The following is a 22,652-nucleotide window of genomic DNA, read 5'->3' on the forward strand; positions in this document are numbered from 1 at the left end:
GTTACTACCTACCGCTGACCGACCTGCGCCTGGACCTGCTCTCCCCGACGACATCCCAGAGCCACTGCCCGTACAAGGGCACCGCCGGCTACTGGACGTTGCAGGTGGGCGAGCAGACCCACCCGGACTTCGTGTGGATCTACCGCTCCCCGCTGCCGGAGAGTCAGAAGATCGCCGGGTTGGCCTGCTTCTACAACGAGAAGGTCGATCTCTATCTGGACGATGTGCTGCAGGAGCGCCCGCGCACCCACTTCAGCTGACCTCACACCGAATACGCTGGGCGCACCATGATGAACACGAAGGTCGTCGCGGGCTGTCTGGCGGTGGTGCTGCTCGGCGGTGGCCTGGCAGCCGGCCTGGCCGGGGCCACTTCCGGCGGCGGCTCATCTCACTCGGATACGCAGACGACGGACGACAGCGCCGCGCAGAACGTCTCGATGAACTGCGCCGCTGATTCCTGCGACCTGGTGTTTCTTCCTGCGTCCACCGAAACCGTGCATCCGCTGGGCCTGGATGTGCAGTTGGTGCGCGCCGACGCCACCGAAGCGGTGTTCATGGTGGCGGGCCAGGCGCTGACCGTGACACCCGACCGGCCAACCACGGCGCAGGGCGCGACGTTCACCCTGACCGGGCCACCCAACCCGCTGGTCACACTGCACATCAGCAAGAACTGAGATCAGGCGAGGGTCACTAGCAGCGGCCGGTGGCCGCCGACCTGACGTCGAGCAGGTGCTCCCCGTTACGCCAGAGCACCGCGAGCTCGGTCCGCGACCGGACATCGGACTTGGTCAGCACCCGGGTGATGTGCTTCTTGACGGTGGCCTCGCCGATGTCGAGATGGCGGGCGATCGCGCGGTTGGACCAGCCGTCCGCGACCAGCCGCGCCACTTGGTGCTCGCGCAGTGTCAGCGTGCCGGTGTCGGGCTGGGGGTTGCTGCGCAGGTGGGCGCGCAAGAGGTAGGTCAGGTGCGGGCGCAGCACCTCGAACAGCTCTCGAGAGTGCTTGTCGAACTTCTGGTCACCGCAGGCGATGACACCGAGGTAGCCGTGCACCGGCAGGCCGGTGTCCAGCCACACCATGACCTTGTCGGTGATGCCGCAGGGGTCGAGGAACTCGGCAATGTAGTCCTCGTGCAACGCGGTCAGACGCGAGTCGAGGACGTCGGGAAGGCAGGCCATCCCGTCGAGGCAGAACAGTCGTCGCCCGTGCTCAGAGCCGTAGGGATCGCGCGGCGCGTAATCGTTGACGTAGCTGTCCACCACCGGCTGCGGCAAACCCAGCGATACCGGGTCGCGCAGGGCCAGCTCCTCGGCGGGGTGCATACCGAGGTAGAAGGTCAACCGCTCATAGCCGAGGTGGTCGCGGATGGACTGCAGCACCACTGCGCGAAAGTCCTCGACCTCGTCGATCTCGGCGCAGGAGCGGACCACGTCCAACACCCGCCGGTAATCACCCGCACTCAGCATTTGCTGGCTCACCGGCTCCCTCGACGCGCGGTCACGACCGCGACATGGCGCATCGATCTCGCAATTGCTAGGTGGTGGTGCTTCCCTGGCATAGGCATTCACCACCCTAGACCCGCGCACGGGTCCGCAACACATGTGGCGCGTACCACTTTCGGACCATTGTCCAGGAGTCGACGGCCTCGCCAGGGTGGAGGCTCAGCCGACGCCGCCACGCCGGTTTCGATCCATCCCGGCGCATTGTGCGGAGGCTCACGTGAAGCTGCCCTGGAAAGAATCCTGGCCGGACATCCCGGAGGATGTCGCGATCGACGTCATGCCGACGTCCAACGGCGAATACGTCCCGAAGCCGCCGACGCGCCAGCAACTCGCGATCATGGCGCTGCAGGACCAGGAGATCGAACGTCAGCGGCGCCTGTTCAACATGGACCGCCGCTCATTCGTGCGGACCGCCGCCGCGTACTCGATCGGGCTGTGGGCGATCAATACCGTAACTGCCGGTCGCTGGGGCAGCTACGCGTTCGCCGCGGACGTCCCCGCCGGTACCTATGGCCGCCCCGACCTGGAGAACCCCGGCTCGCAGCTGGCCAACCTGCCCGGCGAGTTCATCCTCGACACTCAGGGTCACCACCTCGACGCCAACGGACGCTGGCGGCTGGAGAACCCCGGCTTCGAGGAGTTCCTCAAGCTGTGGACCTCATCGGCGATGGGCTCGATGCCCGGCGTCGACAAGGACGGCGTCAAGGGCTTCGGTCCCGGCGGCGAGCTGGACCCGATGCAGAACCTCGGGCGCTACCACTACTTCAAGGAAATGTTCCTCGACTCCTCCACGACGGTCAGCCTGCTCACCTCGTTGCCCAACCTGCCGGACGAGACGAACATCCTGCCCGTCGCGTATGCGATCGAGACCGCGAACCTGGCCAACCACCTGTCGCAGTCCCAGCGGTGCTTCATCCACGCCTTCGCCCAACCCAACCGCGGCTACATCGGCCCGCACCAAACGCCGATCCACCAGGCCGAGGACTTCCAGTGGATGGAGGAGACGGCGAAGAACGTGGACATCCACGGCTGGAAGCTCTACTGCGGCTGGGGCGACTGCACGCTCGGCACCCCGCCGCCGCTGGGCAGTTCGCCACCGATGAACGGCTGGTGGTTCGACGACGACATGGGAATGGCGGTCGTCGAACACATCCAGCGGATCTGCGAGAAGTACAACCGGCCCAAGGTCATCTGCACCCACAAGGGCCTGGCCTTCAACGGCACCTTCGACTCCGCCAAATTCTCCCCGCGAGACATGGGCGTGATCGGCCGGCAGTACCCGGACATCAAGTTCTACACGTACCACTGCGGCTACGACGGCGAGTACATGGCGCCCTACCCGGGCGACGACCAGGTCAACTCGTCCAACCGCAGTGTGGACGCCTTCATCAAGAGCCTGCGCGAGAACGCGTGGGACGCGACGTTGTTCGTCCCGCACGGGCTCGAGCACGGCAACACGGTGAACATGTACGCCGAGCTGGGCAGCGTCTGGTGGAACGTCATGAACGACGTGGACCAGGCCGTGCACCTGCTCGGCAAGCTGATCACCTACGTCGGCCCGCAGCGGATCGTGCTGGGCACCGACTGCATCTGGTACGGCAACCCACAACCGCAGTTCGTCACCATGCGTGCGCTGCAGTTCAGCAGCGAGGCCAAGGAGCTGTACAACCTGCCGCACGGCCTGGACGGCGACCGGTGGGACCCGCGGCGCAACGCGCTGTCGGGCACCAGCTACCACCACGGGCACCCGGATGTGAAGGGCTGGCCGACCGACGGCCGGGCGCATCCCGAGCGCAGCATCCGCAACGGCATCCTCGGCCGCAATGCGGCCACGGCATACGGCATCGACGCCGACGCGCACCGCGGCATGATCAAGTTCGACCAGGTCGAGTCGATGCGCCAGGCCTACATCCTCAACCCCGGCACGGCGCGGGAGCAGGCGACGTTCCGCACCAACCAGATGGTCGGCCCGCGTACCCGGCGCGAGTTCTTCCGCTACGTCACCTCACCCGACTACCAGCCCTGAGGGGAGCGCACGCATGAAGAGAATCGCCATCCCGCTCGTCGCGCTCGCGCTGGCCGCCGTCGCGGTCAGTCCCGCGCAGGCGGCCGGCACCGAGTACACCGAGGGCCCGGCCAACGGGGACGCCTCGACGTTCCGCCAGGTCGACCCCGGCGACGGGACGATCACGATCTTCCAGCACAACACCCGGCAGCCGGGCACGGTGCACTGCCAGGGCGAAGGCCCACGGGCCACCCTGGCCAACATCCAGCACGCAACCTCCGACACCAAGACGGTCACCGTCGCCTACACCAACGCGTTCATGACCGAGCACCCGGTGATCGATGTGCTGGTGACCGGGTACCACGGGCGGGTGCTCGGGCACCGGGCGGCGTTCGGGCCCATGTACGGCGAGAGTGGCAACGTCACCCTGCCGCTGTTCGCCAAACCCAACGCCGGCGAGCAACTGCGCACCCTGATCGGCCTGCAACTGCACGCCGGGTGCCTGCCCCATCCGTTCGTCCTCGGGCTGCCCGGCAGCCGGTTCTTCGAGGGCGCGCGGGCAACCTTCCCGTCCGTGAACCTTTCCTAGCCAGGGCCCACCACAAAGGAGTACGCAATGAAGCGGAGTTCCCGTTACCGCGCCCTGGCCGCTACGTTCGGCCTCGGCCTGGGTCTCGCCTGCATCCCATCGAACGCACACGCGGACCCCATTACCGGCCAGGACCACCCCGGCGACGTCATCGCCTTCAACTGGCACTTCTATCCGGACGTGGTGCACATCGACCGCGGCACGACCTTCAAGTTCGCCAACTACGACGTCATCCAGGGCATCCCGTCGCACAGCATCGTGGAGTACATCCCCGGCTGCACGGCGCCGCCGTATCCCAAGGGCGCGGGCGCTCATTGTCCGACAACCCGGTTCAGCTCGGGCCTGGTGGACTGGATGGACGTCTCCAAGGTGCACGGCGTCGACAAGCTGCCGCCGGGCACGTACCAATTCGTCTGCCAGGTGCACCCGTTCATGCGGGGCACGCTGATCGTCGAGTAGCGGATGCGGGGCGCAGCCCAGGAGTTCGCCAGGCCGAGCAACAGCGCGACGAACTCCTCCGGCGCGGAATAGAACGGCGAGTGATCGGCGTCGATCGCCAGGAACTGCGCCCCGCACCGCTCGGCCCGGCTCGCCCAATCGCTGCGCATCGGGCGATGCTTCCCGTCGGGTGCGCAGTTGTCCAGAGCCACCGCGGGCCGGCGCCAACCTGTGAATGTTGCGTATTCGCAAGCAAAGTGCGTGTTATGTCTGGCGAACCGGCCCCGCGCGGTCAATGATCTGCCCGTGCGCTCCCACCACCGCGCCGCCGGCTTCGGCCTCGTTGCGTTTTCCCTTGTGGCCACGGCTGTTCTGCTGCCCTCGCCCGCGCGCGGGGCCGCCCCCGATCCCGTCCGTGCGGGGCCGGCCAGGGCCCTGCTCAGCCTTGCCGCGCACCCGCTGGACTACGGCCCGATCCCGCTGCCCTTGCTTCCCCACGACCCGGCCGCACCGGCGCAACCCATCCCCAGCCGGCCGGCGCACAACGGGGTCGTCCCGCAACTGCCGTTGGGTGCGAGGAACCTGAAGGAAACGCGGTCGGTCCGCACGATCGCCCGAGGCGTGACGCTGACCATCATCAAACGTGGCGGGGCGGTGTCGAAGGGCAAGCGTGGCGCGGCGTGGGTGGTGCGCGTGCTGACCATCGACCCCGCGGTCGCCGATGGCCATCTGGCCACCACGTTCGGCAAGAGCCTGGCCGGCACCGCCCCGACCACCACACTGACCCGGCAGATCCACGCGCTGGCCGGGGTCAACGCGTCGTTCTTCTCGATCGGATCGAAACTGCCGGGCATCCCCGTCGGGCTGACCGTCAACGCCGGACGGGTGTTGAGCGATTCGTCGGGCATGAAGCGCGAGGTCACCCTGCTGGTCGACACCGAGCACAACGAGCTGCGCATCGGCCGGCTGCGCTGGTCGGGCCGACTACGCGAGGTGGACGGCGCGCGCTCCTTGCGGCTGCAGAAGGTGAACGCGGTCCCGCATGTGCCGCACGCCTGTCGCAGCGCCAGGGCGCAGCGGCACTGCAGGGCCGACGGTCAGATCGCGGTGTTCACCCCGCGGTTCGGCAAGCACACCCCGAAGGGAGTGGGCACCGAGGTGGTGCTGGACCGCAACGGCTGCGCCGTGAAGGTGCAGTCCCACCGCGGTGTTCGACTCGGCCACGGCCGTTCCTCAATCCAGGCCACGGGTGCGACCGCCCGGGCGTTGCGGGCCCTGGCGCGCAACGGCTGCATCGACGTCACCAGCACGCTGCGCGACACCCACGGCGAGCCGATCGATCTGCGCTCGTCCACCGCCGCGGTGAGCGGACGCTTCCAGTTGCTCGACGAGGGCCGGGACATCGCCCCGACCCGGCACGGCGGGTTCTTCGCCCGCCACCCCCGGACCCTGGCCGGCACCACCTGGGACAACAAGATCGTGTTCGCCACCATCGACGGCGGATCGCGACACAGCATCGGCGCCACCCTGAAGCAGGCGGCGCGGGTCGCCCGGGCGTTGGGCATGCGGGACGCGATAAACCTCGACGGCGGCGGTTCGACCACCATGTCGATCCACGGAAAGCTCGCGAACAAGGTCTCGGGCAGCCGGGAACGCGCCGTGTCCGACGCCCTGGTCTGGGTGCGCAAGGACTGACGTCACCCGTCCGGCGGCGGGTGCTGTCGGACGACACCCCGCCGCGCCAGGCTTGTCCCGATTTCGGTATGTATCGGGTGGGGGTGCGCGATGGCGGCAATGGCCGGGCACGTGGTGGCCGGCGTGGCCCTGGCCGTGGCGCTGGCGGCCTCCGGGCACGCCCCGGATGCGGTCGGCGACGCGCACCACCGGCCCGCGCCGACGGTGTCGCGGGCCGGCCACGAGCCCGCGCCGACCGTCACCCCCATCGAGAAGTCGCTGGTGCCCTTCGCGGCCAATCGGGGCCAGGTCGACGAGTCGGTGCGGTACCTGGCTCAGGGATCCGGCTACCACCTCTACCTCACCGATGCCGAGGCCATGCTCGCGTTGCGCGGATCGGGGCCGGCCGAGATCGGTGTGCTGCGGTTGCGCCCGGTGGGCGCGGCCCCGGCGCGGGCCGTCAGTGGCAGCGATCGGCGCCACGTCGTCACCCGCCAGGTATGGCCGGGCATCGACTGGGCCTGGCACGGCAGCAGCAAAGCGCCCACCTACGACCTGGACCTCGCGCCCGGAGTGGACGCCGACGCCGCCCGCTTCGAGGCCGTCGGCGCGCGCTCGCTGCGCATGGACCGACACGGAAACCTGCTGATCACCAACGCGGTGGGCGTGATGACCGGGCACGCACCCACCGCGTGGCAGACCGCGCGCGACGGCAGCCGGCAACCAGTGCTGGTCCGCTACGTCCTGCTGGACGGGAACATGTTCGGCTTCCGCATCGGCGCCCACGACCCGACCCGACCCGTCACCGTCGATGTGTCCATGTGAGGCCTTAGCGACTGTGTGCGTCGGCGCCGCTCAACGCCGGTGGGACACCGGTCCGGCGCCGACCAACTGCGGTTCGACATCGCGGGTGCAGAACGCGCAGGCGGCGGCGTCGACGGCGATCGTGGACTTGCAGTGCGGGCACGTCGCAGTAGGTGCCGGCTCCTGCGGAGTCGGCATCCAGGTCTCCAGCAGCTTGCTGAACGGCAGCACGATGAAGAAGTACAGCGCGCAGGCCACGACCACGAACGCGATCAGCGCGTTGATGAAATCGCCGTAGCGGAACACCGAGTGGTGCACGGTGAACCGCAGTGCGCTGAAGTCCGGCTGGCCGCCGATCGCCGCGATCAGCGGGGTCAGCAGGTCCTGCACCATCGATTTGACCATCGTTCCGAACGCAGCGCCGACCACCACTGCGACCGCAAGATCGACGAGGTTGCCACGTAACAAAAATCTCTTGAACCCGTGCATGTGCGTCTCATAACCGCGACGGCGGCCGCGAAACAAGCCCGCTAAATTCGGACGTCGCGCCCCACGATGATTGGACGTGGCGTCCGCCCAAGGGTGAGCTGTAGCTCACGGCTGGGCGGACGCCCGGGGCGCGAACGGAGCCGCCTTGGGGAGTCGAACCCCAGACCTACGCATTACGAGTGCGTCGCTCTAACCGACTGAGCTAAGGCGGCGCGGGGTGGGCCGGCCCTCCCCGACCCGCAGAGCCTACGACATGCCCTCCGGGCGTAGCGGAGCGGCGAGCCGGCCGAGTGATCAGCTCGACGCGGCCGCTGCCGCCCCGAGCCGCGAGATCGTGTTCGACATCTGCTCGGCGGTGATGAACGGGCAGAACGCGCCGAAGCGTTCGTCGAAGACGGCGCTCCAGTCGTAGGAGTGCGTGACCACGGTCTTCCCGTCACCGGTGCGCTCAAGCTCGAAGGTCCAGACGTGACCGCCCGGTGTGATATCGCCGAGCGCTGCGTCAAGGGCGGCCGAGGAGGTCTCCACGGCGGGCCGCCAGGCGATCCGGCGGCCCGGCTCGAAGGCAGTCACCTCGTTGCGGACCTGATAATTCCCGAGGCCATCCCGGTACATGTCCATGACGAAGGACTGTCCCGCCGCGGTGATCGGCCCGGCGGAGCAACTCGCGCACATCCCGGACCCGTCTATGTCGGGATGTCGGGAGGGCTCGGTCAACACCGCGAAGACCTGATCCGGCGCGACATCGAGCGTGCCGGTTACCACTTGTCGCTTCTCGTCAGCCATCCCGTTCCTCCGCGTTCACGGTCTCGACGTTCCGGGTGGTTCAGGCGCGTGTGCAGCAGGTTATGCCCCCACGAGCACCGGGCTGCGTGGTGTAACCCAGCGGGCTATCCACGCGCTGGACGGGGGTCGATGTTGTCGCCCGCCGGACCCCGAACGTAGCCGACGAATGCGACCGGAGAAATGACCACTACCTCTGCCCCGACCGGTGGCAGCAGTACCAGCAGTACGTCGCGAATTCCCGGCCGGTGGCCGGGGCGGTGGCCGCGCCTGACGATCCATCAGGTCGCGGCGCTGTTTCCGTGGTTGGCCGTGACCGCAGGGCTGATGTTGGTCAGCGCCATGTGGTGGAGCGATAACCCGACGGTTCCCGCGGGTGCCGGGGCGAGATGGATTGCCGCAGGGCGGTTGTTCGGGCTCTACGGGGCCGCGCTGACCAGTGCCGCGGTGCTGCTGCAGTCCCGGGTGCCGTGGCTGGACCGGGCCGTCGGCACCGACCGGCTCGCCCGACTGCACGCGCGGCTGGGCCGGATTGTGATCGGCGCGCTGTCCGCTCACGTCGGCTGCATCGTGACCGGTTACGCACGGCGCGCGCACGTGAGCCCGGTCAGCCAGATCCGCACCCTGTGGAGTGCGTACCCGCACGTGCTGATGGCCGGCTTCGGTTTCGCGATGCTGCTGCTGGTGGGTGCGACCAGCGCCGGCATCGTGCGGGCGAACCTGCCCTACGAGCTCTGGCACCTGCTGCACCTGGGCACCTACGTGGCAATCGGGCTGGCGTTCGCCCACACCCTGGTCGTGGGCGACGACTTCGTCGGGCACCCCGTCCATCGCCGGGCCTGGGAGGGTTGGTTTCTCGCGGTCGCAATCACCGTCGGCTGGTTCCGCTGGTTGCGCCCGTTGTTGCGGATGCTGGTGCACCGCACCGTCGTCGCCGGGACCGTCGCTGAGTCCCACGACGTCGTCTCGATTTCCGTTACCGGCCGACGCCTGCATCGCTTCGGCGGACAGCCCGGGCAGTTCGTGCGCGTGCGGTTCTGCACCCGCGGCCGGTGGTGGCAGTCCCACCCGTTCTCCCTGTCCGCCGTGCCCGACGGGCACCGGATCAGGATCAGCGTCAAGGGCGTCGGCGATCACACCCGCGGGTTGCGCGAGGTCCGGCCCGGCACCCGGGTGCTGCTGACCGGCCCCTACGGTGGCCTGATCGGTTCTCGACGCACGTGCCCCGACACCGTGCTGGTGGCCGGCGGAATCGGGATCACCCCGCTACGTGCGTTGTTCGAGACATTCACCGCCGCGTCGGGCCGGACCATGTTGATCTACCGGGTCAGAACCGAGCAGGACCTGGTGCTGCGCGACGAGCTCGATACGCTGGCCTGCCGCGCCGGTGCGTCGGTGCTCTACCTGATCGGTCCGCACCCGCGGGATCCGGCCGACGAACCACTGGCCGCGCTGGGTTCCCTGGTGCCGGACATCGCCCAACGGGACGTGTTCGTGTGCGGGCCGCCCGCGATGATGACCGCCGTCATCGCCACCGCGCGCCGGCTGGGCGTGCCCCGACGGAACATCCACGCCGAACGGTTCAGCCTGTGACCTGACGCAGCGTCAGAGAATGACGCCGGGGTTCAGGATGCCGTCCGGGTCGAAGGCCTGCTTGACTCGCCGGGTCAGCTCCATCACGTCGGGGCCGAGCTGGTCGACCAGCCATGCCCGCTTGAGTCGGCCCACGCCGTGCTCACCGGTGATGGTGCCGCCCAGGGCGATCGCCAGATCCATGATCTCGCCGAAGGCCTGATCGCCCGCGGCCAGCGAGGCCGGGTCGGTCGGGTCGACGATCAGCAGCGGGTGGGTGTTGCCGTCCCCGGCGTGGGCGATCAGTGCGATCTCCACGCCGCGCTCCGCACCGATCCGGTGTACCCCGTCCACCAACTCGGGCAGCCGCGGCAGCGGCACCCCGACGTCCTCCAGCAGCAGCTTCCCACGCAGTTCCGCCGCCGGGATCGCGCTGCGTCGGGCGTGCACGAACGCCGCACCCTCGGCCGGGTCGTCGGTGGCCACCACCTCGGTCGCCCCGTGCTTCTGGAATGCCGCGACGATCTGGTCGAGCTCGCGGACCTGCGCCTCACCCTCCGCATCGGTTTGCGCCACCAACAACGCCGCAGCGCTGCGGTCCAGCCCCATGTGCAACATGTCCTCGGTCGCGTTGATCGCCACCGAGTCCATGTACTCCAGCATCGCCGGGCGCATCACCGAGGTGATCGCCAGCACGGCAGCGGTGGCCGCGTCGTCGGCGGCGAAGGTGGCCACTGCCGTGGCCGGCGGCGACTGCGCGGGCATCAGCCGCAGCAGCGCCTCGGTGACCACACCGAGCGTTCCCTCACTGCCGACCATCAACTTGGTCAGCGACAACCCGGCGCTGTCCTTCAGCCGCGGTCCGCCCAACCGGATTGCGGTGCCGTCGGCCAGCACCACCTGCAGGCCCAGCACGTAGTCCGAGGTCACCCCGTACTTCACGCAACACAGGCCCCCCGCGTTGGTGGCCACGTTGCCGCCGATCGAGCAGATCTCGAACGAGGACGGATCCGGCGGGTACCACAGCCCCTGCGCGGCGACCGCAGCCTTGACCTCCGCGTTCAGCAGTCCCGGCTGCACGACCGCGGTGCGGGTGGCCGGGTCGATGTGGATCTCCCGCATCCGCTCGGTGCTCAGCACGATGCACTCGGACTGTGCGGTGCTGCCGCCGGACAGCCCGGTACCCGCACCACGGGTGGTCACCCCGACGCCATGCTCGGTGGCCCAGCGCAACGTGGTCTGCACGTGCTCGGTGGACCCCGCACGCACCACCGCCGCGGGCACCCCGGCCGCGGGGTCGAAGGCCCGGTCCTGTCGGTACTTCTCCATGCGGTCGACGTCGGTGATCACCACGTCCTCGGGCAACGCGGCGACCAGAGAGGCCACCGCCTCCTTGGTTAACGCCGCCTTTGAATTCAGCACTGTGTCCCCGCCGCCGGAGTAGTGCCGGTGAGCAGATAACGATTCACCTTGCTGTCCACGCAATCCTCGCCGTGTCCGTATGCGGTATGCCCATCCCCATCATGGGCGAGCAGTACACCGGAGGACAGTTCGGCGACCAGGTTCTTTGACCACTGGAACGGGGTCGCCGGGTCCCGGGTGGTGCCCAGCACCAGGATCGGCGGTGCGCCCGGCGCGGTCACCGGCGCGGGCGTGACGTCGGAGTGCACCGGCCAGAAATCGCAGGGCAACGCACCCCAGCCGATGAAATCGCCGAACAGCGGCGAGGCCCGCTCCAGCGCGGGCAGTTGCGCGCGGATCTCCTGCGGCGAGGATCCACCGGGGTGGTCCACACAATTGACCGCGTAGATCGACTCGTTGCCGTTGTCCTCGTAGTGCCCGTCCGGGCCGCGGCGGGTGTACTCGTCGGCCAACTGCAACAACCCGGATCCGTCGCCGAGATAGGCCGCGACCAGGGAGGCCCGCAGGAACTCCCACCGCGCTTTCGCGTACATCCCGGCCAGCAGACCCAGGCTGGCCATCGCCTCGTTGAGCTTGCGGCTGCCCACCCCTCTGATCGGCGTGGAGTCAAGCTTCTTCAGCAACCCACGCACCCGCGAGGTGACCTGGTCGGCGGAGGAGCCCAGAGCGCACGGGCGGTGGGCGAGGCAGTCGTTCACGAACGAGGTGTAGGCGAGCTGGAAGCCCTGCGCCTGGCCGAGCATGATCTGCGTGTTGGTCAGCGCCGGGTCCAGCACGCCGTCCAGCACCATGCGCCCGATGTGCCCCGGGAACAGCGCGGCGTAGATCGCGCCCAGATAGGTGCCGTAGGAGTAACCCAGGTAGTGCAGCTTGGTGTCCCCCACGACGGCGCGGATGACATCCATGTCCCGGGCGACGTCGACGGTGCCCATGTGCGCGAGCAGCGCGCCGTTCTGCTTGCAGCCGTCAGCAAACACCCGCGCCTCGTGCGTGACGTCGTCAAGGTCCGCGGCGTCGTCCGGGGTGGGGTCGACGGACAGCGCCGCGTCGAGCTGACGGTCAGTCAGGCAGTGGATCGGCGCGGAGTCCCCGACCCCGCGGGGGTCGAAGCCGATCAGGTCGTAGCGGGCCCGAACGCTCGCGCTCACGCCGGCCGCGGCCTGGTTCACGAATTCCACCCCGGAGGCACCCGGACCGCCGGGGTTGGTAAGCAACGCGCCGATCTTCTGACCGGGCCCGGTCGCGGGCCGCCGATTGATGGCCAGCTTGATCGTCGCCCCGTCCGGCGCGGCCCAGTCGATGGGCACGGTGACCTTGGCGCACTGCGCGGCGTCGCAGCGGTGCCAGGACAGCTTCTGCGCGTAGAACGCCGACAGCGCCGGGTCCTGCGACGGGTCCGGATTCAGCGCGCCACCCGTCGGTCCCGCGGTGACGGACGCCTCCGGGACCGGCGAGCTGCTCGCGCCCGGCGCATCGGTCGGCCCCGCGGCCGGCGTGCCGTTCGACCCGCACCCGGCCAGCAGGGCGAGCGCGGTGAGACCTACCAGTGCCCGGGTCAGCATTTGGTGCCGTTCTTGGGCGGGTTGCCGGTGAGCAGGAATTTGTCGACAGCGTTGTCCACGCAGGTGTTGCCCCTGCCGTAGGCGGTGTGTCCGTCACCGTCCCGGCTCAGCAGTACGCCGGAGGCCAACTGGCCGGCCAGCGCCCGCGCCCAGGCGTAAGGCGTCGCCGGGTCGTGCGTGGTGCCCACCACCAGGATCGGTAGCGCACCGGACGCGGAGATCGGGCCGGGCACCGGGCTCGGCGTCTGCGTCGGCATGTTCGCGCACGGCAGGCTGGAGAAGGCGAAGTGGACACCGAACACCACCGAGGCCGCCTTTAGCGCGGGCAACGTGGCCATCGCGTCGGCCGGGGTGTCGTCGCCGGGGTGGTCCAGGCAGTTCACGGCGTAGTTGGCCTCGTTGGAGTTGTCCTTGAACGTTCCGTCGGTGTTGCGGGCCAGCAGTTGGTCGGCCAGCCCGAGCAGGATGTCCCCGCGTCCGGCGTAGGCGTCGGCCAGCGCGGACACCTCGCTGTCCCACAACTCCGGTAGGTACATCGCGTACGCCAAGCCGGTGACCGCGTCCGCCTCGGTGAGCAACCGTCCGCGCGCGGTACGCAGAGGTGCGGCATGCAGCTTGTCGAACAACTCGAGCACACCGTCGGTGATCTGCTCTCGGTTGTCCCCGATCGAGCATTGGGTGGAGGCCGCGCAGTGGTCGGCGAACCGGTCGAACGCGTCCTGGAAGCCGGCCGCCTGCACCTCGGTCAACGCCACCGTGTCCAGCGATGGATCCAACGCCCCGTCCAGCACCAGCCGCCCCACCCGCTGTGGGAACATCCCGGCGTAGAACGAGCCGAGGTAGGTCCCGTAGGAGAACCCGAGGTAGTTCAGCTTGTTGTCACCCACCGCCGCGCGCAACACGTCCATGTCCCGGGCCGCCTGCTGGGTGCCCACATGCGCCAGCAGCGCACCGGAGCGTGCCCGGCAGCCCGCCCCGAACTCGGCGTCGATGGCCTGCAGCGCACTGAGTTCGGCCGGGTTGTCCGGGGCGTTCTCAGTGGTGAGGAACTTGTCCAGCCTGCCCGCGGACAGGCAGCGAATGGGGTCGGATGCACCAACCCCGCGTGGGTCGAACCCGACGATGTCGTAGCGGGCCCGCACGTCGGCCTGGATGACGTCGGTGGCCTGGCGCACCAGGTCGATGCCGGAGGCCCCGGGCCCGCCGGGATTGATCAGCAGGGAGCCGATCCGCCGGCCGGGATCGGTGGCCCGCAACCGCATCAGCGCCAACTGCAACGTCGGGCCGGTGGGTGCGGCCCAGTCGATCGGCACGGTGACCTTGGTGCACTCGAACGTGGTCTCACACGGGGTCCAGCTGACGCGCTGGGAGTAGAAGGTGGCGAACGCCGGGTCGGCCGCCGGCTCCGGCACCAACGGCGTCACCGCCGGGGTCACCGACGGTGCGGCGCTGGACGCCGCCGGAGGCTTCGGCCCCGCTGCCTTCGCTCCCCCGCCACATCCGGCGAGAACCAATGCTGCGGCCGCAGCGATCGCAACAGCCCTCAACGCAGGGCCAACGTGAGGGTCTCAATCGTCAACAGCGGCGCGGCATTGGTGTCCAGCGCGGTTCGGGCGGCGAGCACTGCCTCGATGCGTCGCAGCGTCAGCTCCGGGTTGCCGTTCGCGGCCACCGCGGACACCGTGTCTGCGCAGTCCACGTGCACCGGCGGGGCGGCGGAAGAAAACTGACGCACCAACACATCCCGGTACAGCGCTGCCAGGTCGACCAAGGCCCGGTCCAGGCCGTCGCGCTGGGCGCGCGTCATGCGCTTCTTCTGTCGTGTCTCCAGGTCTTTCAACGCCGCGGCCGCGCCGGGTGGTTGCTTCTCCCGCGGCCCGCCCATGCCCAACGCGGTGCGCAGCGACTCCCGCTCGGCGGCGTCGGACACCTCGGCCGCCGCGGTCACCTCGGCCTTCACCGACTCCAGCAGCTTCTCCGCGGCACGTAGTGCGGCGGGCACGTCCCGGCAGGCGGCCGGCGTGGCCAGCACGTCCCGGCGCCGTTGCGCTGCCACCGGGTCGCCAGCCAACCGCCGCGCCCGGCCGATGTGCCCCTGCGAGGCGGCTGCGGCGAACGCGGCCACGTCGTCCGCAACGCCCTGTGCGCGCAGCAACCCGGCCACCGCCGCGGTGGACGGGGTCACCAGGTGTAGGTGGCGGGCTCGGGAGCGGATGGTGGGCAACACGTCCTCCGCCGACGGCGCGCACAGAATCCACACGGTGCGCGGCGGCGGCTCCTCGATGGCCTTGAGCAACACGTTCGCCGCGGAGTCGGTGAGCCGGTCCGCGTCCTCGCAAATGATCACCTGCCAGCGCCCGCCGGCCGGGGCCAGCGCCGCGCGGCGCACCAGCTCGCGGGTGTCCGCGACGCCGATGCTGAGCAGTTCGGTGGCCAGCAATTCCACGTCGGCGTGCGAACCGGCCAGCGCGGTGTGGCAGTCCGGGCAAACCAAGCAGCCCCCGGTCGGGCACTGCAGCGCCGCAGCGAACGCGCGCGCGGCCACCGACCGACCGGACCCCGGCGGGCCGGTGAGCAACCAGGCGTGAGTCATCGCGTCCCCGCCCCCCGTGGTGGACCCCGCCCCGGACAGCCGCGCCCCGGCCGCCGCCACCGCCGCCTGCAGCGTGGCCACCACCCCGGGTTGGCCGACTACTCCGGCCCACACGGTCATCTACGGACGGCCTCCTCGTTCGGTTGCTGCGGTGTTGATTGTCCTTCCCCGACCCGGGCGTTCGACAGCGGCTCACCGTCCGTACCCGGTGCGGCCAGCTCCGCGGCCACCCGGGCCTGAATCGCCGCCGCCAGTGCGGTCGGCGCCCGCAGCGCATCCAACACGAGGTAGCGCTTCGGGGCCCGCCCGGCCAGCTCCAGGAAGCCCTGCCGGACCCGGGAGTGGAAGTCCTCCGACTCCGCCTCGATCCGGTCCGGGGCGCCGCCGCGGCGCACCGCGCCCACGCTCGGCGCCACGTCCAACAGCACGGTCAACGCTGGCTGCAGACCCTGCGTGGCCCAGTGCGAGAGCCGTTCCACCTCGGCGGCGGACAGCGCCCGCCCGGCACCCTGGTAGGCGATCGAGGAGTCCACGTACCGGTCGGTGATCACCACCGCACCTCGCCGCAGCGCGGGACGGATCAGCGCGTGCACGTGTTCGGCGCGGTCGGCGGCGTAGAGCAGCGCCTCCGCGCGCGGCGAGAGCCCGGTGTTCCCGACGTCCAACAGTGCCTCGCGCAAGCGTTGCCCCATCGGGGTGGCGCCGGGCTCGCGGGTGACCACCACCTCGTGTCCGCGCTCGGTCAACCACTCCGCGAGGCGCTGCACCTGGGTGGACTTGCCCGCACCGTCGCCACCCTCGAACGCGATCAGGTACCCCGAGGTGATCGGATCCGGGTAGAACGTCTCCTTGCGGATCGAGGCGCGCAGGTCCTGCCACAGCGAGATACCCCGCCGGTCGTCCATGTGCCGGTAGGCCTCGATTCCGACCACGATGGTGATCAGCCCGGCACCGCCGAACACGATCGCCGCGCCGGAGTAGGTGAGCGTGGTGTTCTGCGTCGGGTGCCAGCTGTGCGAGCCGATCGCACCGGACAGCAGCGGGGCGATGGCCAGCATCGCGATCAGCGTCAGGCGCACGGCGGACTGCACGAACGCGAAGGTCCGACCACGCATTTCGTCGGGCACCTGCAGGCCGATCAACGTGTAGCCGGTGACCCAGGCGATGCCGCAGGCGCCCCCCAACACCACGGTCAACGCGGTGACCACCGGCAACTGCGGGACCACCGCGACCGCCACCAGCAGCAGGCCGGCGGCGGTGATGGCCATTGCGAACATGCGCCGCCGGGACAGCCCGGCCAGCACCTTCGGGCCGATCAGCATGCCGCCGGCCAGACCGACGAAGACCGCACCGAACAGCACGCCGTAGCCGGGGTTACCGGCGCCCAGGCCGCGCACGAACGTGGGCGCCAGCCCGACCACGGTGCCGCCCGCGGCGAACGCGCCGAGCAGGCCGAGCAGCAGCCCGCGCACCATTGGCGTGGTGCCGATGTAGCGCCAACCCTCGAGCAGGGTGCTCAACGGGCTGCGCGTGTGCTCGCCGACGCCCTTGGCGCGCGGGATGGGCAACGTGGACACGGTGACCGCGCACACCGCGAAGCTGGCCGCGTTCACCCACAGCGCGAGCGCGGCGGGCTGGTGCACGAAGAAGCCGAACCGCGCGCCGAGCACCCCGGAGATCAGCGAGAGCACGGTGAACAACCCGGCCGCGATCGGGGCGGAGCCGTAAGCGGTGAACAGGCTGAGCTGGTTGGCGGACTGCAACCGCTCGGCGGGCACCAGGTTCGGGACCGTGGCCTCCTTGGCCGGGATCCAGAACAGGCTGAGCGCCTCGATGAGGAACGTCGCGGTGAGCAGCCACCACAACGATTGGACGATGGGGATCGAGGTGAACAGTGCGCAGCGCAACACATCCGCGGTGACCATGGTGGTCTTGCGGTCGAGCCGGTCGGCGACCACGCCGGCCAGCGGGGCGAAGATCAGCGCGGGTACCAGGCGCAGGATGAACACCCCGGAGACCGCGTAGTTCTGGTCGGCCGATGAGTTCGTGGTCAGTGCGGCGGCCATGGCCGTGGTGGCCAACAGGCCGAGCCAGTCCCCCAAGCTGGACAGGCTGAGCGCGAACCACAGCCGACGGAACGCCGGGACGCCCAACGCGGCACGGATGCCCTCGTCCCGCGCCGCCCCGGGCGCAGCGTCGCTCACCGCCTCAGCCTAGCCGGCGGCACCGACCACCGGCCTTTCTCACATCTGGACGACGGCTGAATTCAGCTGGATGGGGCACTCCGTCGGGTAGGGGCCCTGCACCGCGATCGGGCAGCAGGTCGGCGGGCTGGTCAGCACGGTCACCGTGTACTGGCCGGTGGGCACGTCGAGAAATTCGTAGCGGCCACCAGCACTGGTCCTGGTTTTCGCCCGGGGGATCCCATCCGCGCCCAGCAGCACCACGGCGATGCCGGAGCTGAGTTCGCGCCCACCGGCCGAGGAAATGGGCCCGTAGATCCGCGCGGCCGTCGCCGGGTTGACCGGCAGCCCGGCCACGTTCGCCCGCCCGGCCCGCGGCCAGGGCAGGACCAGCAGGCCCACCAGCACGCACCAGCCCAGGGCAACCCAGCTCTGCGTCTGCCACCCGTGCTGCAGGGCGCGGTCGAAGAACCGCAGTGACCTGGGGTCCATGGCCAAGAACATGTACGTCATGCCCAGCGACATCACGGTGCCGCTCAGCGCGAGCCGGACGGGGACGGGTCCGCACAGGCAATCGGCGCACACGCCGGCCGCGCGTCCCGGACCCAGCTGGAACGGGATCCAGGACAGCCGTCGGTCGTCGGCCTCGGCGAACAGGCGCTTGCTCCAGCCCGCCGCCTCCAGCACGAAGTAGGCCGCCAACGCCAACGTGGCCGCCGAGACGTTCGTGCCCATGAACACGTCGGGATCCATCAGGCCGTACATGTAGGCCATCGCGCCCATCGCGACGACCTGCAGGAACCACAGCAGGTTGACCGGCCGCCGCCGGGCCCATTCCTCCAACACGAACAGCACGATCAGGCCGGCCACGACCAGGAAGCCGATCTCCCACGGATGCGGTCCGCCCGGCTCGCCGCCCTGCCACGGCGTGAACATGTAGACCATGCCCGCGGCCATCGCGATGTGGGTGAGGTGCCAGGCGCGCGGTTGCCCCTTCATCACCAGGACGTGCACGGTGTGTTCGGCGGCGATCCAGCAGTACGCGATCACCCAGCACAGCCGCACCCACCACGGCAGCAGGTCGATGGGACCCATGGCTCAGTCCCCGCTCTTGGTGCCCCGCGACCGCGCCAGCGCCGCACCGCCCAACGTCCCGGCGACCAGGCCGAGGAACAACCCGGCGATGCCCAAACCCAGTGCGACGTTGACGGTGTCGTCGCGGGAGGGGCCCATGTCCATCGACATGCCACCGGCCATCGGCGTGCTGGTCATCGTCATGCCGCCCGCGGGCGTGGGCATCGCGGTCGGCGGCATGGTCATCGCGGCGTCGGTCAACTGCAGGGTCGGTGCGGGGTGTTCCGGCTCGGCGGTGCCCGGAGCGGCCACCTCGATCCACCGCACGACCTCGCCGGAGCTGTAGGTCTGCACCGCTTTGAACGTCAAGGTGTCGGTGTCCGTGGGCAGCTTGGGCACCTGCACGGTGAACAGGTCATAGCCGCCGGGCGGGATCGCGCTGACCGCGGAATCGATGTGCCAGGTGATCGCGGTGACCGCCGCGGTGTCGTCGTCATCCGTGGCCGGGGCCCGGAGGAAAACGTTGCCGTGCATGCCACCCATCCCCGACATCCCGCCCATGTTCATGCCCGGCATCGCGGACGACATCGCGGTCGCGCTCGGTGTGGGCGTCGCCGACGGACTCGCCGAGGTGGTGGCCGCGGGGCTCGCCGTGCTCGCCGCGGTCGCCTCGGTGGCGCTGAAGGTCCAGCCCGGCTTGGACAGCACGCTGACGCCGGTCAGCGGGTGATCGGTCGGGAAGTCGACCTCGACCGCGGTGGTGGAGGCCTCGTCGCGCTCGTTGGGCACCCGGAAGGTCAGCGACGCCCCACTGCCCTTCGTGGTCGAGTCCGAACTGACCGTCACGTGAGCGCTCGCCAGCGGCGCACCAACGACCACCAGGGCCAGTGCTACCACCAGCCCCGAGCCCATTGTCGAGCGCATCATCCGAGGTCACCGCCCTGTCCGCATCGGCTGCCTACGCAAAAGGTCGCCGCCAGGCACGGCCGGGTTCCCCGGGAGGGGTATCAGGTTCCGTCAGCAGCGCTGTACAGCGCCAGAGACCGGTTTCGCGCCGATTCCGGGTCCAGATTTGGTCACCCGCGCTATACAGCGCAAGTGACAACCGTTAGCTGTCGGAGGACTTTTTGGCGGCAGCCTTCTTGGTCGGGGCTTTCTTCGCGGCGGTCTTCTTGGCCGCGGTCTTCTTGGCAGGCGCAGCCTTCTTCGCCGGGGCCTTGCGGGCAACCTTCTTCGCCGGGCCGCGCGCCCGGCGGTCGGCCAACAGTTCCGCGGCCCGCTCGTCGGTCAGCGACTCGACCTCGTCGTCCTTGCGCAGGCTGGCGTTGGACTCCCCGTCGGTGACGTAGGGCCCGAAGCGCCCGTCCTTCACCACCATCGGCTTGCCGCTGACCGGGTCCACGCCCAGCTCACGCAGCGGCGCGGCGGCGGCGGCCCGGCCACGCTGTTTCGGCGTGGCCAACAGCGCCAGCGCCGCGTCCAGGTCGACGGTGAGCAACTGCTCCTCGGCGGACAGCGAACGGGTCTCGCTGCCCTTCTTCACGTACGGCCCGTACCGGCCGTTGGAGGCCAACACTGGCTCGCCGTCCACCTCACCGAGCGTGCGCGGCAGGGTGAGCAACTGCAGCGCGGTGTCCAGGTCCACGGTGTCCAGGCTCATCGAGCGGAACAACGACGAGGTGCGCGGCTTGTCCTTGGCCCCCTCCGGCAGCACCTCGGTGACATACGGCCCGAACCGGCCGTTCTTCGCCACCACCTCGCGACCGGTCACCGGGTCCGGGCCCAGCACCCGGTCATCGGACGGAGCCGCGATCAGCTGCTGCGCCATCTCCACGGTGAGCTCGTCCGGCGGCAGGCCCTCGGGAATGTTGCCCCGCTCCACCTCCCCGTCGCGCTCGCGCTCCACATACGGCCCGTAGCGGCCGACCCGCACCACAAAGCCCTCGCCGATCGGCACCGAGTTCACCGCGCGGGCGTCGATCTCGTTGATGTGCTCGCTGACCAGCTTCTTCAGCCCGACCGACTGCCCATTGCTGGCACCGTTCTCGGCACCGAAGTAGAACCGGGACAGCCAATCGACCATCCGCGCCTCACCGTTGGCGATGTCGTCGAGCACGTCCTCCATGCGCGCGGTGAACTCGTAGTCCACCAGATGCGGGAAGTGCTGCTCCAACAAGCCGACCACGGAGAACGCCAACCACGCAGGCACCAACGCGGTGCCCTTCTTGAACACGTAACCGCGGTCCAGGATCGTGCCGATGATCGAGGCATAGGTGGACGGCCGACCGATGTCGCGCTGCTCCAGCTCGGAAACCAACGAGGCCTCGGTGTAGCGCGCCGGTGCCCGAGTCTCGTGCGGCTCGGCGGTGATTTGACGGGCCGTCAGCGGGTCGTCCTCCGCCACCTGCGGCAGCCGGCTCTCCCGGTCGTCCAGTTCGGCGTCCGGGTCGTCCGCGCCCTCCACGTAGGCCTTGAGGAAGCCGTGGAAGGTGATGATCTTGCCGCTGGCGGAGAACTCCGCGTCCTCACCGCTCGACGACCGGCCGCCGATGCGCACGGTCACCGACTGACCGGTGGCGTCCTTCATCTGGGAGGCAACGGTACGCATCCAGACCAGCTCGTAGAGCCGGAACTCATCACCGGACAACCGGGTCTGAGCCGGTGTCAGGAAGGACTCGCCGGCCGGGCGGATCGCCTCGTGTGCCTCCTGCGCGGTCTTCTGCTTGGACTCGTACCGCCGCGGCGCGTCCGGCACGTGGTCGGCACCGTAGAGCTGCGCGGCCTGCGCCCGGGCCGCGGCGATCGCCGTCTCGGACAACGTGGTGGAGTCGGTACGCATGTAGGTGATGAAGCCGTTCTCGTACAGCTTCTGCGCGACCTGCATGGTGCGCTTGGCGCCGAAACCGAGCTTGCGGCCGGCCTCCTGCTGCAGCGTGGTGGTGCGGAACGGCGCATACGGGCGGCGGGTGTACGGCTTGCGCTCCACCCGACGCACGCTGAACGCCGACGAGCGCAGCCGACCGGCCAGCGCACCCGCGGACGCCTCGTCGAGGTGCGCGACCTCGCCGGCGCCGCGCAGCTCACCGATGGTGGAGAAGTCCCGCCCGGTGGCCACTCGCTTGCCGTCCAGCTGGACCAGCCGCGCGGAGAAGGTGGTCGGGTCGTCCGCTCCCGCGGAGGTGCGCCCGGTGTCGAACTCGGCCTGCAGATCCCAGTACGACGCGGAGCGGAACGCCATGCGCTCTCGCTCGCGCTCCACCACCAGCCGGGTGGCCACCGACTGGACCCGGCCCGCGGACAGCCGCGGCATGATCTTCTTCCACAACACCGGGGAGACCTCGTAGCCGTACAACCGGTCGAGGATGCGGCGGGTCTCCTGCGCGTCGACCAGTTGCTGGTCCAAGGCGCGCGGGTTGGCGACCGCCTCGAGGATGGCCCGTTCGGTGATCTCGTGGAACACCATGCGGTGCACCGGGACGGTGGGCGCGAGCAATTCGTGCAGGTGCCAGGCGATGGCCTCGCCCTCGCGGTCCTCATCCGTGGCGAGGTAGAGACGGTCCACCCCGTCGAGGGCGTCCCTGAGCTTTTTGACCTGGGCCTTCTTGTCCGCGGCGACCACGTAGAGCGGGGTGAAACCGTGGTCGACGTCCACCCCGAGGCGGGCCCATGGCTCGCCCTTGTACTTCGCGGGTACCTCCGCGGCGCCGTTGGGCAGGTCGCGGATGTGGCCGTAGGAGGACTCGACCACATAGCTGCCGCCGAGGTACCCGGCGATCTTGCGGGCCTTGGTCGGCGATTCCACGATGACCAGGGCCCGGTCGCCGGCGGCGGACTTGCTTGAAGCTTTGGCGGGCACGCCTGAACTCCCGGGGGCTGTGCAGAGAAAACATTGTGCGGACTACCCGGGGGAGAGTAGCCCACTTAACAGGACGCGCCCGCCGTAGCGGGCGCGCTGTGGGTC

At 69.7% G+C, this 22,652-nt stretch carries 19 protein-coding genes and 1 tRNA gene; 8 read left to right on the forward strand and 12 right to left on the reverse strand.

Features of this window, described 5'->3' with window-relative positions:
- Both VGJ14_04565 and VGJ14_04570 read left to right on the forward strand, forming a co-directional pair.
- On the forward strand, positions 1–260 hold a 260-nt coding region (locus VGJ14_04565), incomplete at its 5' end, for a DUF427 domain-containing protein (protein HEY2831675.1).
- A 27-nt stretch (positions 261–287) separates the two neighbouring features.
- Positions 288–674: a hypothetical protein gene (locus tag VGJ14_04570; GenBank protein ID HEY2831676.1), complete on the forward strand. Its 387-nt coding sequence runs from the start codon at positions 288–290 to the stop codon at positions 672–674.
- A 16-nt stretch (positions 675–690) separates the two neighbouring features.
- Here VGJ14_04570 and VGJ14_04575 read toward each other — a convergent pair whose 3' ends face one another.
- Complete coding sequence (locus VGJ14_04575; protein HEY2831677.1) at positions 691–1,479, reverse strand: helix-turn-helix transcriptional regulator; 789 nt, start codon at positions 1,477–1,479, stop codon at positions 691–693.
- 241 nt (positions 1,480–1,720) lie between these two features.
- Here VGJ14_04575 and VGJ14_04580 point away from each other — a divergent pair, with 241 nt between their 5' ends.
- The 5 genes from VGJ14_04580 to VGJ14_04600 all read left to right on the forward strand — a co-directional run bounded on the left by VGJ14_04580 (position 1,721) and on the right by VGJ14_04600 (position 7,034).
- Positions 1,721–3,529: a hypothetical protein gene (locus tag VGJ14_04580; GenBank protein HEY2831678.1), complete on the forward strand. Its 1,809-nt coding sequence runs from the start codon at positions 1,721–1,723 to the stop codon at positions 3,527–3,529.
- A gap of 13 nt (positions 3,530–3,542) precedes the next feature.
- Complete coding sequence (locus VGJ14_04585; protein HEY2831679.1) at positions 3,543–4,097, forward strand: hypothetical protein; 555 nt, start codon at positions 3,543–3,545, stop codon at positions 4,095–4,097.
- Between the two features lie 27 nt (positions 4,098–4,124).
- Positions 4,125–4,556, forward strand: coding sequence for a hypothetical protein (locus VGJ14_04590; protein ID HEY2831680.1), 432 nt, complete (start codon positions 4,125–4,127; stop codon positions 4,554–4,556).
- Between the two features lie 285 nt (positions 4,557–4,841).
- Positions 4,842–6,230 (forward strand): phosphodiester glycosidase family protein, encoded by a 1,389-nt coding sequence (locus VGJ14_04595; protein HEY2831681.1) that lies wholly within the window; start codon positions 4,842–4,844, stop codon positions 6,228–6,230.
- 90 nt (positions 6,231–6,320) lie between these two features.
- Positions 6,321–7,034, forward strand: a complete 714-nt coding sequence (locus tag VGJ14_04600; GenBank protein ID HEY2831682.1) for a hypothetical protein — start codon at positions 6,321–6,323, stop codon at positions 7,032–7,034.
- 30 nt (positions 7,035–7,064) lie between these two features.
- Here VGJ14_04600 and mscL read toward each other — a convergent pair whose 3' ends face one another.
- From mscL to VGJ14_04615, 3 genes are all read right to left on the reverse strand, one after another.
- The gene (gene mscL / locus VGJ14_04605) at positions 7,065–7,502 is read right to left on the reverse strand and encodes a large conductance mechanosensitive channel protein MscL (GenBank protein HEY2831683.1); all 438 of its coding nucleotides are present in this window, start codon (positions 7,500–7,502) and stop codon (positions 7,065–7,067) included.
- 138 nt (positions 7,503–7,640) lie between these two features.
- Positions 7,641–7,714: transfer RNA gene (locus VGJ14_04610), tRNA-Thr, on the reverse strand.
- 82 nt (positions 7,715–7,796) lie between these two features.
- Positions 7,797–8,288 carry a hypothetical protein gene (locus tag VGJ14_04615; GenBank protein HEY2831684.1) on the reverse strand — a complete coding sequence of 164 codons (492 nt, stop codon included), beginning with the start codon at positions 8,286–8,288 and terminating at the stop codon, positions 7,797–7,799.
- A gap of 309 nt (positions 8,289–8,597) precedes the next feature.
- Here VGJ14_04615 and VGJ14_04620 point away from each other — a divergent pair, with 309 nt between their 5' ends.
- On the forward strand, positions 8,598–9,878 hold the full coding sequence (locus VGJ14_04620; protein HEY2831685.1) for a ferredoxin reductase family protein: 1,281 nt from the start codon (positions 8,598–8,600) through the stop codon (positions 9,876–9,878).
- Positions 9,879–9,890: 12 nt separating this feature from the next.
- On the opposite strand, the gene VGJ14_04625 is transcribed toward VGJ14_04620, so the two are convergent.
- The 8 genes from VGJ14_04625 to topA all read right to left on the reverse strand — a co-directional run bounded on the left by VGJ14_04625 (position 9,891) and on the right by topA (position 22,547).
- Positions 9,891–11,243 (reverse strand): FAD-linked oxidase C-terminal domain-containing protein, encoded by a 1,353-nt coding sequence (locus tag VGJ14_04625; protein HEY2831686.1) that lies wholly within the window; start codon positions 11,241–11,243, stop codon positions 9,891–9,893.
- Positions 11,244–11,272: 29 nt separating this feature from the next.
- Positions 11,273–12,841: an alpha/beta hydrolase gene (locus tag VGJ14_04630; GenBank protein ID HEY2831687.1), complete on the reverse strand. Its 1,569-nt coding sequence runs from the start codon at positions 12,839–12,841 to the stop codon at positions 11,273–11,275.
- A complete protein-coding gene (locus tag VGJ14_04635) occupies positions 12,835–14,277 on the reverse strand; it encodes an alpha/beta hydrolase (GenBank protein ID HEY2831688.1) in 1,443 nt (480 codons plus the stop codon). Before VGJ14_04635 ends, VGJ14_04630 begins: the two co-directional genes overlap by 7 nt.
- A gap of 107 nt (positions 14,278–14,384) precedes the next feature.
- Positions 14,385–15,554, reverse strand: a complete 1,170-nt coding sequence (locus VGJ14_04640; GenBank protein ID HEY2831689.1) for a DNA polymerase III subunit delta' — start codon at positions 15,552–15,554, stop codon at positions 14,385–14,387.
- Entirely contained in the window at positions 15,551–17,638 is a 2,088-nt protein-coding gene (tmk, locus tag VGJ14_04645; protein ID HEY2831690.1) for a dTMP kinase, read from the reverse strand. The genes VGJ14_04640 and tmk overlap by 4 nt, the downstream gene beginning before the upstream one ends.
- Before the next feature lie 39 nt (positions 17,639–17,677).
- Entirely contained in the window at positions 17,678–18,712 is a 1,035-nt protein-coding gene (locus VGJ14_04650; protein ID HEY2831691.1) for a DUF5134 domain-containing protein, read from the reverse strand.
- A 3-nt stretch (positions 18,713–18,715) separates the two neighbouring features.
- Positions 18,716–19,618, reverse strand: a complete 903-nt coding sequence (locus VGJ14_04655; GenBank protein ID HEY2831692.1) for a YcnI family protein — start codon at positions 19,616–19,618, stop codon at positions 18,716–18,718.
- A gap of 181 nt (positions 19,619–19,799) precedes the next feature.
- Positions 19,800–22,547 (reverse strand): type I DNA topoisomerase, encoded by a 2,748-nt coding sequence (gene topA, locus VGJ14_04660; GenBank protein ID HEY2831693.1) that lies wholly within the window; start codon positions 22,545–22,547, stop codon positions 19,800–19,802.
- Positions 22,548–22,652: the final 105 nt, after the last annotated feature.

It is taken from the genome of Sporichthyaceae bacterium (assembly GCA_036493475.1).
In the GTDB taxonomy this organism is placed as follows: domain Bacteria; phylum Actinomycetota; class Actinomycetes; order Sporichthyales; family Sporichthyaceae; genus DASQPJ01.